The 12,823-nt window shown below is 52.7% G+C and carries 11 protein-coding genes; all 11 read left to right on the top strand.

Going from position 1 to position 12,823, the window contains the following annotated elements:
* Window positions 1–244: hypothetical protein (locus BLW34_RS16335; RefSeq protein ID WP_218138752.1), on the top strand; the 244-nt coding region annotated here is incomplete at its 5' end.
* 258 nt (window positions 245–502) lie between these two features.
* Window positions 503–1,540, top strand: coding sequence for a DUF2278 family protein (locus BLW34_RS02970; protein ID WP_090575380.1), 1,038 nt, complete (start codon window positions 503–505; stop codon window positions 1,538–1,540).
* 317 nt (window positions 1,541–1,857) lie between these two features.
* Entirely contained in the window at window positions 1,858–2,544 is a 687-nt protein-coding gene (locus BLW34_RS02965; RefSeq protein WP_090575377.1) for an ABC transporter ATP-binding protein, read from the top strand.
* Window positions 2,534–5,083, top strand: coding sequence for an ABC transporter permease (locus BLW34_RS02960; protein WP_090575374.1), 2,550 nt, complete (start codon window positions 2,534–2,536; stop codon window positions 5,081–5,083). Before BLW34_RS02965 ends, BLW34_RS02960 begins: the two co-directional genes overlap by 11 nt.
* 10 nt (window positions 5,084–5,093) lie before the next feature.
* Complete coding sequence (locus tag BLW34_RS02955; protein WP_090575371.1) at window positions 5,094–6,161, top strand: lipocalin-like domain-containing protein; 1,068 nt, start codon at window positions 5,094–5,096, stop codon at window positions 6,159–6,161.
* 17 nt (window positions 6,162–6,178) lie between these two features.
* Complete coding sequence (locus BLW34_RS02950; protein ID WP_090575369.1) at window positions 6,179–8,440, top strand: site-specific DNA-methyltransferase; 2,262 nt, start codon at window positions 6,179–6,181, stop codon at window positions 8,438–8,440.
* Window positions 8,437–9,018, top strand: coding sequence for an ATPase (locus BLW34_RS02945; RefSeq protein WP_090575367.1), 582 nt, complete (start codon window positions 8,437–8,439; stop codon window positions 9,016–9,018). The genes BLW34_RS02950 and BLW34_RS02945 overlap by 4 nt, the downstream gene beginning before the upstream one ends.
* A complete protein-coding gene (locus BLW34_RS15440) occupies window positions 9,011–9,181 on the top strand; it encodes a hypothetical protein (RefSeq protein ID WP_218138750.1) in 171 nt (56 codons plus the stop codon). The genes BLW34_RS02945 and BLW34_RS15440 overlap by 8 nt, the downstream gene beginning before the upstream one ends.
* Before the next feature lie 9 nt (window positions 9,182–9,190).
* A complete protein-coding gene (locus BLW34_RS02940; RefSeq protein WP_090575364.1) occupies window positions 9,191–11,875 on the top strand; it encodes a DEAD/DEAH box helicase in 2,685 nt (894 codons plus the stop codon).
* 33 nt (window positions 11,876–11,908) lie between these two features.
* The gene (locus BLW34_RS02935) at window positions 11,909–12,322 is read left to right on the top strand and encodes a type VII toxin-antitoxin system MntA family adenylyltransferase antitoxin (RefSeq protein WP_090575397.1); all 414 of its coding nucleotides are present in this window, start codon (window positions 11,909–11,911) and stop codon (window positions 12,320–12,322) included.
* On the top strand, window positions 12,319–12,732 hold the full coding sequence (locus BLW34_RS02930; protein WP_090575361.1) for a type VII toxin-antitoxin system HepT family RNase toxin: 414 nt from the start codon (window positions 12,319–12,321) through the stop codon (window positions 12,730–12,732). The genes BLW34_RS02935 and BLW34_RS02930 overlap by 4 nt, the downstream gene beginning before the upstream one ends.
* The last annotated feature ends 91 nt before the right edge of the window (window positions 12,733–12,823 follow it).

Raw genomic sequence — 12,823 nt, 5'->3', positions numbered from 1 at the left:
CCAAATCGAGTCCGGCCTTTTCCTAGCTCGCTCACTACCACGCCTCTTAAACGCAGCAGCAGTAGGTGGTTTGAAGCCTCCGCCTGTACGGCGACCCCGAGGGACCTACCCTCATCTCTTGTGTAGCATAGCTGCACGAGGGAATTTCACCCCCTGTGCGCCTTCGTGGCACACTTTCATCGGTGTGCAGGCCTATGCAGGCAGCACAGTCGCATGGCGTCACATCCGCATCAAAACGCTGTAGCCAGCATCCAAGTTGAGGAAAAATAATGAATCCATATCAACAACCCGGCTTCTCAGCGATTGGCGCGAGCTGCAGCAGGACGTTATCGAGCGCAGCCGGCAACTTCAAGGTCGAGCATGACATGCGGCAGCTGCCGTGTTATTCGACAAAATGGCGCAGCGCCGTGCTTTTTCTCCAAGGAGGCGTATGAAATGCCACATTTACTTTTCCTGCAGTATTCCCTACTGACTGCTGCACTGATATTTCTTAGGAGGAATTATGGCTTTAAAACAATATGGCGTTCTGAAAGGCAAGGCGATCAATAAAATCGTTGGACAAGGTTCGAGCCCGCATTATGAGGTGCATCTTATCGACGACACCACGGACTATCGTATCGCCATTAATGTAAAGTCCAAGCTGGCGCCCTCTGAGCTTTTATATTTAATCATCGATGATTTTCAGCACCCCATTCTAAAAAAACTGGTCAATCTGGAGAAGGGGTTTACCCGGTTGGGGAATGCGCCAGACAAAATGGCGCTGGATTTCATACGCGGCAATCTGTTCGACCCCAGGCAAATGCGTCCGTTACCGCATAATATTCCAGGGCCGGATAATGATCTCAATGAAAAAATAGATGCTTATGTGCAACGCGCCATTGGTGACGAACGGGCAAGCATTTACGCTTTTGGTGAACGCTGGGGACCTGAAGCAGGGATAAAAGACAAATATTTTGGTTTCCTGCCTGGAAACGGGATTCACGATATCCACATGAATCAAGGTAATGTGGGGCAATTTGTTGAGGAAGACGGCGTGTGGCAGGATGGCGGACTGCTTTTTCATTTTCCCAGTATCGAACAGGTTGGGGCTGGCATCGAGGTTTGGCCGGAACAATGGGTCGCGGTCTTTCTAGCCTTCCAATCACAGTGCTGGCATACCGACGATCAAACAGGCCATCGACTCCCTGAATGCGAAGGCCTGATACCCCCTCAAATAGAATCCGATATCCAAATTATCGCGGCGCTGGTCGATCCGGAAGGGGACGATCCAGGGAATGAAACGGTGACGCTGATTAATCGCTCGCCAAGCAGAGTCGATTTGTCTGGCTGGCTGATCACAGATAAAAATAAAAAGCGCTCTTTTATCAGCAACCTGGTGCTTAATCCAGGTGCGACTGGCGTAGTGAAACTGGACGGTCAGGGCGCGCAATTGGGGAACAACGGGGGCATTATTAGCTTGCTTAATCCTGATGGGCTTAAATATCACGGCGTATCTTATACCAAAGCGCAAGCCCGTAGCGGCTGGACTATCGTGTTTTGAAGGGAAATGCTTGGCTTAGGACAGCCAGATTTCATGACACCTGCTAAACATCCTGAATGAGTTTAGGTCTAGCCCGAATATTTCATAAATTTGCGTGATGATCACGCAGGATTTTGATTAATAGGGAAGTTTTGAGAAAGAGGGGTGTAGTGACTCATACACCCGGCTGAGCAAAATCTTTCTTATTAATCAAAAGGCAAGTGAGGGCACGTGCCAATTTATGAAATATTCGGGCTAGCCAGACAGATAAACGATATTTACCTGCTTTATCCGTATAGCTGCCTTTTGGTTCTTTTTCATGGGACAATCGGCTTATCATGAAAAATACAGCGACCTTGGAATTACGCGGCGTCAGCAAGGCTTATGTAAATGGACGGCAAGTGCTGTCTAATTTGTCGTATACCCTCGCTGCAGGTGAGTATGTGGCGATTATGGGAGACTCGGGCGTGGGGAAATCGACGCTCTTGAATCTGATCGCTGGACTCGATGCGCCCGATAGCGGCGAGATCTGCATTGATGGCATCGCGCTGTCAGCAGGTGATGACGATGCCGCAACCCAATTGCGGCGGCGTCATTTCGGTTTTGTCTTTCAGGCGTTTCATGTCCTGCCTCATTTGACCTTGCTGCAGAATGTTGCCTTGCCGCTGCTGCTCAATGATTTGCCGCTCGATCGCGCGAAAGAAATGCTGTCCGCGGTCGGGCTAAAGGGGCGGGAGCAGGATTTTCCGCGGCAGTTATCGGGCGGAGAGCTACAACGTGTGGCGATTGCCCGCGCATTGGTGCATCACCCGCGCCTGATTCTGGCCGATGAGCCGACAGGTAACCTTGATCCGGACACGGCACAGGAGATTCTCCAGTTGATGCGTAGCGAAATCAAGGCCAACGGTGCGGCGGGCATCATCGTCACCCATTCGCAGGCAGCCGCAGCAACGGCTGACCGTATTCTGCTGCTGACCAGGAGTGGCTTGCAATCCTTAGATACGGCTCGTTTGCATGAAGCGTAATCTGTTGTCCCGCTGGTTGCTGCTGGGCGAGTGGCAGGCGCATCGGCTACAGATCGTGGTTGCGGTCATCGCGATTGCATTGGGGATTGCTATGGGGTTTTCGATCCATCTGATCAATACCGCGGCGGTCAATGAGTTTTCTGCAGCCGTCAAAAGCTTGTCCGGTCAATCCGATTTGCAGGTGCGCGCTACGCAACCGGTCTTTGACGAAATGCTCTATCCGGTATTGGCGCAACGTGAAGGCGTGGCGGTCGCGAGTCCAGTGCTGGAAATCCAGGCCGCCGTCCCTGGCAGGCCGGAGGATGACAGGCACAATACTCTGAAAATCCTGGGGATTGATGTGTACCGCGCCGTTACCATGACGCCGGATTTGGTCGGGGTGCCTGCTGACGATCGCGCCTTCGACATGTTGTCAGCCGATGCGATTTTTCTGTCGCCTGCAGCGATGGAATGGCTGGAAGTCAAACAGGGAGACCGGCTGCCGCTGCGTCTGGGCACCCAAACCGTGACATTGCGGGTAGCGGGCGGACTGACCAGAGCGCATGCCGGGCAGCGCATTGCGGTGATGGATATTGGCGCGGCGCAGTGGCATTTTGATCATGTCGGCGTGCTGTCGCGCATCGATCTTAAGCTAAAGCAAGGCATCCATCACGGTACTTTCAAAGCAGCCCTTGAAAAGGAATTGCCCGTGCAATACGTGGTCACTGAAACAGCCGATCAGGAAATGCGCGTCCATAACATGTCGCGTGCGTATCGCATCAATCTGAACGTGCTGGGATTGGTTGCGTTGTTTACCGGCACGTTTCTGGTGTTTTCGACGCAAGTGCTGTCCACCCTGCGGCGGCGTCCGCAGTTTGCGCTGCTGCGCGTGCTTGGGTTGACGCGTAATCAAATCCTGCGGCAGATCCTGCGCGAGAGCAGCCTGCTTGGCATAGTGGGCTCACTGCTGGGTCTTGGGCTGGGTTACGCGCTGGCGGCGACAGCCTTGCATGTTTTTGGCGGGGAACTTGGTGGAGGGTTTTTTCCAGAGATCAAGCCGAGCATTCAATTGAGTCCGTTGGCGGCTGTGCTCTTTTTTGTGCTGGGTGTGGGCGTGACCTTACTGGGCAGCCTGATGCCTGCCTGGGAAGCAGCGCGAGCTCATCCTGCGCCAGCGCTCAAATCGGGGAGCGAGGATACTGCGCTGGCGGGATTGCGTACCCCTTGGCCCGCGCTGGTCTGTGTAACGCTGGCGGTTATCCTGACGCAACTGCCGCCGGTGGCTGAACTGCCCCTTTTTGGCTATTTCGCGGTGGCTTTATTACTGATCGGCGGCATCGCCTGGATGCCGTCGCTGGCTGCATGGTTTTTTTCCGGCCTGTTTCGCGTGTGTAACCGCCTGGCAGCGGGTGCGCTGGCGATTTTGGCTTTGGCCAGGCTGGCTAATGCACCGCAACAGGCTGCGATTGCCCTGGGGGGCGTCCTGGCCAGTTTCAGCCTGATGGTAGCCATGGCGATCATGGTGGCGAGTTTCCGTCTGTCGATAGAAGATTGGCTGACGCATATTCTGCCTGCCGATGTTTATGTGCGCACAGAGGTGCGCCAGGATGCGATTGGTTTCACGCCGCAGGAGCAGCAAGCGATCGCGGCCACAGCCGGAATCGAACGCATCGATTTGATCCGTTCACTGCAGATTACCCTGGATCCGGCCCGGCCGACTGTCACGCTGATTGCCCGGCCAATCGATCAGGCGGATCCAGGCAATACCGTGCCAATGACAGACGATGCGCTAGTCCCTGCAGAAATTCCACGGGACGCGATTCCCATCTGGATATCGGAAGCGATGGTCGATCTCTATGATTACCAGGTGGGCAAACGGGTAGCCTTGCCGCTGAGCGAGGGGCGGCAGGATTATGTCGTGGCTGGTGTGTGGCGTGACTATGGGCGTCAGTTTGGCGCCATCCAGATGCAACTGAGCGATTATCAAAAGATATCGGGTGAGCTGCATGTCAATGAAACGGCGCTATGGTTGCAGACCGGTGTCACGCCTGAGCAGGTGATGGCCGCACTGAAAGCGCTGCCCTTCGGCGAGTCGCTGACGTTCTGGCAGCCGAATGAAATCCGGACAATCAGCCTGAAGATTTTTGACCGCAGTTTTGCCGTGACTTATTTATTGGAACTGATCGCGGTGGGCGTGGGATTGCTCGGCGTGGCGGCCAGTTTCTCGGCGCAAGCGCTGAGGCGCATCAAGGAATTCGGCATGCTGCGCCATATCGGCGTGACACGCGGTCAGATCTATCGCATGCTGGCATTGGAGGGGGGATTGCTGGCCGGATTCGGCATCCTTATCGGATTCCTGTTGGGCGGAAGCATCAGCCTGATCCTCATTTATATCGTCAATCCCCAGTCGTTTCACTGGACCATGCAGCTTCATCTGCCGTGGCCATGGCTGATGATCATGGCGCTCGCCATGCTGCTGGCAGCAGCGTTGACCGCGCTGCTCGCCGGGCGGCAGGCGGTGTCAGGCAGTGTGGTCCGTGCGGTCAAAGAGGACTGGTAAGGAGCTCGTGATGCATAAACTGTTCATGCTATTGATATTGCTGACAACGCTGGGGATGTCACTGGCCGCGCCGCCGGTGTATACGCCCGTGACGCCGAAAGCGCTGATTTTTCCGGAGGATTTTGGCGCGCATGAAAATTTCCGCATTGAATGGTGGTACGTGACGGGCTGGTTGGAAACGCCCGACCGGCAGCCACTGGGCTTCCAGGTGACTTTCTTCCGCTCGGCCACCGAATACGATGAGGATAATCCCAGCCGTTTTGCCCCCAAACGATTGATCATCGGTCATGCGGCGCTGTCCGATCCGGCAGCCGGCAAGCTGCTGCATGAGGAGAAAAGCGCGCGCGAGGGGTTTGGTCTGGCTTATGCTAAAGCAGGCAATAGCGAGGTAAAACTGGATGACTGGTATTTTATCCGTGAAGCGGACGGCCGTTACCGTACCTACGCGGAAGGAGCCGACTTTGCGCTTGAACTGTCGCTAGCACCGATGCAGCCGCTGATGCTGCAGGATTTGAATGGCTTTTCCCGCAAGGGACCAAGGTCAGAGCAGGCCAGTTATTATTACAGTGAGCCGCATTTGCAAGTCAGCGGCACGGTGACGCACGAAAATCGGCCTATAGCCGTTAAAGGCAGCGCCTGGCTCGATCACGAATGGTCATCGGAATATCTCGATCCGAACGCGGAAGGATGGGACTGGACCGGCATCAATCTTGACGATGGCTCCGCGCTGATGGCTTTTCAGATACGCGGCAAGGATGGTCAAAAAGTCTGGGCGTATGCGGCATTACGCGATGCTGCTGGCCAGATGACCTTCTTTTCGCCGGATGAAGTCAGTTTCCATCCCATGCGTACCTGGCGCTCACCCCTGACGGATGCAGATTATCCGGTCGCCATGCGCATCAGAACCGGGAATATCGAATGGCAGCTTGAACCGATGATGGATGATCAGGAACTCGATTCACGTTTATCAACCGGTTCTGTTTACTGGGAAGGCGCAGTGACGGTCACGCGCGACGGCCAGCCCGCAGGACGCGGCTACCTGGAATTGACCGGCTACGACAAACCGTTGTCGATGTAGCGGACAGATGAAATAAGATGAAACTGACTGACAACGAAATCCGCGATATCACGCAGCGCCTGGAAGCAGGCAAGCCATTGCCGGACAAATACCGCTTCCTGCTGTTCGAGGACAAGCGCGAAGTGGAGCTGATCTGGAACGGCAAGACGAACGAAGTGTGCAACATCGTGCTGCCCTTTCAGACCATCGAGCAGGTGGACGAACCGCGCGCGGAAAAGCCAGCGGATACCGCTTTGCAGATGAGCCTGTTCGATCTCGATAACCGCGGGCGGCAGCTCAAAGGCTGGACCAACAAACTGATCTGGGGCGATAACAAACTGATTTTATCCTCGCTCAAGAATGGCCCGCTGCGTGCAGAAATCGAAAAACAGGGCGGCCTCAAACTGATCTATATCGATCCCCCGTTTGACGTCGGCGCCGATTTTTCGATGGATATCGAAATCGGCGGCGATACCTTCACGAAGAAACCCAACATCCTGGAAGAAATTGCCTACCGCGATACCTGGGGTAAGGGGGCGGATTCCTTCATTGCCATGATCTATGAGCGGCTGGTGCTGATGCGGGATCTGCTCGCGGAAGATGGTTTACTTTTTCTTCACATGGGTTGGAATATTAGCCATCATGTCCGATTGGCTGTCGATGAGGTATTTGGCCGGAAAAACTTCATAAACCAGATTATTTGGCGGCGTCAAACCGCGCATAGTGATATTGGACAAGGTTCCCAACATATGGGACGAATTCATGATGTTGTTTTGCTTTACTCAAAATCGGGGCAATTTACATGGAATATGCAATACCAACCTTATTCACAAGAGTATGTAGATGCTTTTTATAAACACATTGAGCTGGAAACAGGAAGAAAATATCGCTTAAGTGATATAACAGGACCTGGAGGGGCAGCTAAAGGTAATCCGAGTTATGAGTTTCTTGGCATTACACGCTTTTGGCGATTCAAGCGAGAAAAAATGGAAGAGCTTTATTGTCAAGGCCGAATTATTCAAACAAAACCAAATACAGTTCCACAACAAAAACGTTATCTTGATGAAATGCCGGGGGTTCCCCTACAAGATTTGTGGCTTGACATCAATACGGTGCAACCTCAAGCGCTTGAGCGCACTGGTTACGCTACACAGAAACCCGAAGAATTATTAGAGCGAATTATCAAACTTGGTACAAATGAAGGTGACTTGATCGCGGATTTTTTCTGCGGTTCCGGCACCACGGCAGCCGTCGCAGAAAAACTCGGGCGCAAGTGGATCGCTTCCGATCTCGGCAAATTCGCCCTCCACACCACGCGCAAGCGCATGATCGGCGTGCAACGCCAGCTCAAAGCGCAAGGTAAAGATTACCGCGCGTTTGAAATCCTCAACCTCGGTAAATACGAGCGCCAGCATTACATTGGCGTCAATCCGGATCTGCGTGAGGAGCAGAAACAGCAGCAGCTCGCCACCAAGGAGGCCGCTTTCCTTGAGCTGATCCTGCGTGCTTACCGGGCGGAGAAAGTGGCACAGTTCGCCTGTTTCCATGGCAGGAAAGCCGGTCGGCTGGTGGCGGTCGGCCCGGTGAATCTGCCGGTGACGCGGCTGTTCGTCGAGGAGATCATTCTGGAATGCCGCAAGCAGCATATCACCAAGGTGGATATCCTCGGCTTCGAGTTCGAGATGGGTTTGTTTCCCAATGTGCTGGATGAAGCCCGCGCCAAAGGCATCGACATTGCGCCCAAATATATTCCGGCTGAGGTATTCGATAAGCGCGCAGTGGAAAAGAATCAGGTGGTGTTCCACGATGTGTCCTTCATCGAGGTCAAACCGCATATCAAAGGCAACACGGTAGCCGTTGAACTCACCGACTTCTCGGTATTTTATTCACAGGATTCCATTGCCCACGCGGAGGCGACGCTCAAGGACAAGCAGAGCAAGATCGTGGTGGAAAAAGGCCAGATCGTGAAAGTGAGCAAAGACAAGGACGGCGTGATCACCCGCGAGCAACTGACCCAGCACTGGACGGACTGGATCGATTACTGGTCGGTGGATTTCGATTTTGAAAACAAGCGTGAAATTATTCGCGTGCAAAACCTGGAAACTGGCGAGTGGGAGGAACAGTGGACAGGCGATTACATTTTCGAAAACGAATGGCAAAGCTTCCGTACCAAAAAAGATCGTTCGCTGGAATTGATCAGCGTGTTCCAGGAGATCATGCCGGGGCGGCGCAAGATCGCAGTGAAAGTAGTGGATATCTTTGGCAATGGCACCATGACGATTGTGGAGGTGAGGGTGTGAGCCGACCTGTCTGCACGATTATTGCCGGGCCGAATGGCGCAGGGAAAACAACTTTTGCTCTGACTTGGTTGCCTGCAGTTGCGCATTGCAGAAATTTCGTCAATGCGGATCTGATAGCCGCTGGATTGTCTCCACTTTCACCGGAAAAGGAATGGCTAGCAGCCAGCCGGTTGTTTCTGCGAGAGACTTACCATTACATTCAGCGACGGGAAGATTTCGCCTTTGAGACTACCCTGGCTGGTAAAACCTATTTGCGGTTGATCCGGGAGTTACTAGCTGATGATTGGCAGGTAAATCTTTATTATCTTTGGTTGTCCAGCGTCGAGATGTCCATTGCACGAGTTACCGAGCGAGTAGCGCACGGCGGGCATAGTATCCCGCGCGAATCTATCATCCGACGTTATCCGCGTAGCATTGCTAATTTGCTTAACTACTATGCGCCATTATGCACCTCGACGGTTTGTGTGGATAACTCGGGCCCAGTACCGGAGGTGATTTTTTTGCAGGATGCGACAGGAAGGGTCGTAGAAAACCAAGAACTATACAGTGCTTTACTCAATGAGGTACAACATGACTGAGATTCAAAAGCTAGCACAACAAGCCAAAGAGGTATTGCAGCGCGCGGTTGCCGAGGCATTGGACAAGAAGCGGCGTTTGGGGCAATACGCAGTTATTTATCAGAATGGCAAGCTCGTGCGTCTGGAGCCGGAACAAATTGCCGAGCAACTAAGAAAACATTGAGCACTGAGCATGGCCCTTCACCCCGATTTCCCCGATTCCCCGCATGCCATTCTTGATCCGGCTATCCGCTGGTTTCCGGCAGATGAGGCATTGCGTGAAACCAGCATGGATAAGCTCATGCCGCCGCTGGTGTCGCAGTTGCGGCGCAAAGTGAAGGCGTTTCGTGATAGCGATTATGCAGACGCAACCCGCACCAGTCAGAGCTTGCTCAAATGGTGGTTCCAGGAGCCCCACTTACAACCGCAGGCTGATGGTGCCACTGTTGAGTTTCAATACTTTTTCGCGCAACGCGAGGCGTTGGAAACGATCATTTATCTGTATGACGTGGTCGGTGTGAAAGATAAATTTGATCTGATGCGTTTCGATAGCAGTGGTTCGGTGTCAGCCAGTCTGTTCGACGAGAGCTGGCGGCGTCTCGTAGTGAAAATGGCAACCGGCAGCGGCAAGACCAAGGTGATGAGTCTGGCGCTGGCATGGAGTTTCTTTCACAAGCTGTATGAAGCCGATTCCGGGCTTTCCCGTAATTTCCTGGTGATCACGCCCAATATTATCGTGCTGGATCGCATTTACAAGGATTTTCAGGGGCTGCGTATTTTCTTTGATGATCCGGTGGTGCCCGATAACGGTTTTGAGGGTCAAAACTGGCGGGATGATTTCCAGCTCACGCTGCACTTGCAAGATGCGGTGCGCGTGACGCACCACACCGGCAATATCTTTCTGACCAATATCCATCGCGTGTATGCCGGGGAGGATATCCCGCCTTCGCCGGATGATGACAATACCATGGACTATTTTCTGGGGAAGCGCCCTACGGGCGCTACCACGGATTCAAAGGTGGATCTGGGCATGATCGTGCGCGACATCGATGAGCTGATGGTGCTCAACGACGAGGCGCACCATATTCATGATGCGAGGCTGGCCTGGTTCCAGTCGATTCAGGATATTCATCATCGGCTGTTGCAGAAGGGCGGCGCTCTGAGCTTGCAACTGGATGTGACGGCCACGCCTAAACACAATAATGGCGCGATTTTTGTGCAGACGGTGGCAGATTATCCACTGGTAGAGGCGATCTGGCAGAATGTGGTCAAGCACCCTGTGCTGCCGGATGCAGCCAGTCGTGGCAAACTCTGCGAGCAGCAAAGCTCCAAGTATACCGAGAAATATGCGGACTATATCGATCTGGGGGTGATCGAATGGCGCAAAGCCTACGACGAACACCAGAAGCTCGATAAAAAAGCTATTTTGTTTGTGATGACGGATGACACCAAAAACTGTGATGACGTGGCAGCGTATCTGGAAGGCCATTATCCTGAATTGAAGGAGGCCGTATTGGTGATTCATACCAAGAACAATGGCGAGATTTCCGAAGCAGCGACCGGCAAGGCTAAAGAAGAATTGGAGCGGTTACGCAAGCAGGTCAATGAGATCGATACGATGGCAAGCCCTTACAAGGCGATCGTATCGGTGCTGATGCTCAAGGAAGGCTGGGATGTGCGCAATGTGACGACTATCGTCGGCTTGCGTGCCTATGCTGCCCAAAGCAATATCTTGCCGGAGCAGACATTGGGGCGTGGCTTGCGCAAGATGTACCCCGGCGGGGTGGAGGAATATGTCAGCGTGATCGGCACCGATGCCTTCATGGAATTTGTCGAGTCGATCCAGGCCGAGGGGGTGGTGCTGGAACGCAAAGCAATGGGTGCGGGTACCCAAGCCAAAACACCGTTGGTCATCGAGATTGATCACGATAACAAGCAAAAAAATATCGATGCCTTGGATATTGAAATTCCAGTGCTGAGCCCGCGCGTCTATCGTGAATACAAGCATCTCAGCGACCTGGATATGCGTACGATGGCGTTCCAACCGGTGGTCTACCAGCGATTCAGCGAGGAAGAGCAACGAGAGATCGTCTTCAAGGACATTACGACGGGTGAAAGCACGCATACCACGCTACTGGATACCGCTGGCGTAGCGGATTACCGCAGCGTGATCGGCTACTTCGCTCAAACGGTAATGAAGGAATTGCGCCTGGTCAGCGGCTACGACGTGTTATACGGTAAGATCAAAGCATTTATCCGGAATGAGCTTTTTACTCAGACGGTCGATCTGGAATCGCCCAATACCTTGCGAAATTTATCGGAGCTGGCTGCCACTAAAACCGTGTTGGAGGTTTTCAAAAAAGCGATTAACGCATTGACGGTGCAAACCAAAGGAGGTGCAGAAATCCGTGATACCCTCAAATTGCGGCAGACTCGCCCCTTTATCGTGAAGGATCAGGGTTATCTGATGCCCAAGAAGAGTGTATTCAACCGGGTGATCGGCGATAGTCATTTCGAGCTGCAGTTTGCCAGTTTCCTGGAAGATTGCAGCGATGTGGTGTCTTTTGCCAAAAACTATCTGGCGGTGCATTTCAAACTGGATTACGTCAACACGGCTGGCGATATCGCCAACTACTACCCGGATTTTTTGGTGAAGCTGTCTCCTGAATGGGTTGTGGTGGTTGAAACCAAGGGGCAGGAAGACTTGGACGTACCCTTGAAAATGCGACGATTGCGCCAGTGGTGCGAAGATATCAACGTGCTGCAGGCAGAGATAAATTATGATTTTGTTTATGTGGATAAAGCGGGATTCAAGCGATATGCACCCAAGTCTTTTGCGGGTTTATTAGCTGGTTTTCGTGAGTATAAGAATAGTTGATCTGCGATATTCCACTAAGCGGGAGGGGGTGTGGTGAGTAATACAGAGCAATTGATTCAGTTGATTCTGGGTGCCTGGCCGGAGACGCAGGCGATTTACCTGTTTGGTTCCTGGGGGACGGAATATGAACGACCTGAAAGTGATCTGGATATCGCCATCCTGTTGCCACCCAAGCAGGCGAAAGGGGCAGGTTCACTTTTATTCAGCGAGCTGCATCAGGCGCTGCAGGTGGCATTCAACCGGGATGTGGATTTGATCAACCTGCGCCTGGCGCCGACCGTGTTGCAAAAAGAGATTATCATGAGCGGGCGGCGGTTTTTTCAGGCAGATGGAACGGCCGTTGATGAATTCGAAATGCGGGTGCTTTCGCGCTATCAGAAACTCAACGAGGAGCGAGCGGCTATTTTGAATGAAGGCTTGCGCAGTGGAAAATTCTACGACCCATGAATGACATTATTCTCAGCAAGAAAGTCAGCATTGAACGTTGCCTCAAGCAAATCGATCAATATTATCATCTAGAAACAGGCTTGCCTTTTGTGAAGGATCAGCTTCGCCTGGATGCGGTAGCGATGAATCTACAGCGTGCTGCAGAATTAACTATTGATATCGCCAATCATCTGGTGAAAATTCGCAAGCTCGGATTGCCACGCGATAGCCGTGAATCCTTTACCTTGCTGACGCAAGCCGGCGTGATTGACGAAGAAATGATGCGTAAACTGCAAGGAATGGTTGGATTTCGTAATATTTTGGTGCATGAATATCAAGAACTAGATATGCAAATTTTGATCGACGTGATCGAACACCGTACCCGGGATCTGCTTGAATTTGCTGCCCAGGCACTACGCTGTACAGATTGAACTCGATTGACATCTTGGCTGCCACTTTTTTATTTTGTTGTAGCGATTGCACGTATCTGAAAGTTTTTTCCGCTTCGGCGATAGGGACGCT

The sequence above is a fragment of the Nitrosomonas sp. Nm58 genome (assembly GCF_900107335.1).
Taxonomy (GTDB): domain Bacteria; phylum Pseudomonadota; class Gammaproteobacteria; order Burkholderiales; family Nitrosomonadaceae; genus Nitrosomonas.
This window is presented reverse-complemented; position numbering and strand designations above follow the sequence as displayed.

Bases quoted from the DNA above. Each gene is read 5' to 3' on its own strand.
- BLW34_RS02970 (WP_090575380.1), top strand. From the start codon at position 503: ATGGCTTTAAAACAATATGGCGTTCTGAAAGGCAAGGCGATCAATAAA.
- BLW34_RS02965 (WP_090575377.1), top strand. From the start codon at position 1,858: ATGAAAAATACAGCGACCTTGGAATTACGCGGCGTCAGCAAGGCTTAT.
- BLW34_RS02960 (WP_090575374.1), top strand. From the start codon at position 2,534: ATGAAGCGTAATCTGTTGTCCCGCTGGTTGCTGCTGGGCGAGTGGCAG.
- BLW34_RS02955 (WP_090575371.1), top strand. From the start codon at position 5,094: ATGCATAAACTGTTCATGCTATTGATATTGCTGACAACGCTGGGGATG.
- BLW34_RS02950 (WP_090575369.1), top strand. From the start codon at position 6,179: ATGAAACTGACTGACAACGAAATCCGCGATATCACGCAGCGCCTGGAA.
- BLW34_RS15440 (WP_218138750.1), top strand. From the start codon at position 9,011: ATGACTGAGATTCAAAAGCTAGCACAACAAGCCAAAGAGGTATTGCAG.
- BLW34_RS02940 (WP_090575364.1), top strand. From the start codon at position 9,191: ATGGCCCTTCACCCCGATTTCCCCGATTCCCCGCATGCCATTCTTGAT.
- BLW34_RS02930 (WP_090575361.1), top strand. From the start codon at position 12,319: ATGAATGACATTATTCTCAGCAAGAAAGTCAGCATTGAACGTTGCCTC.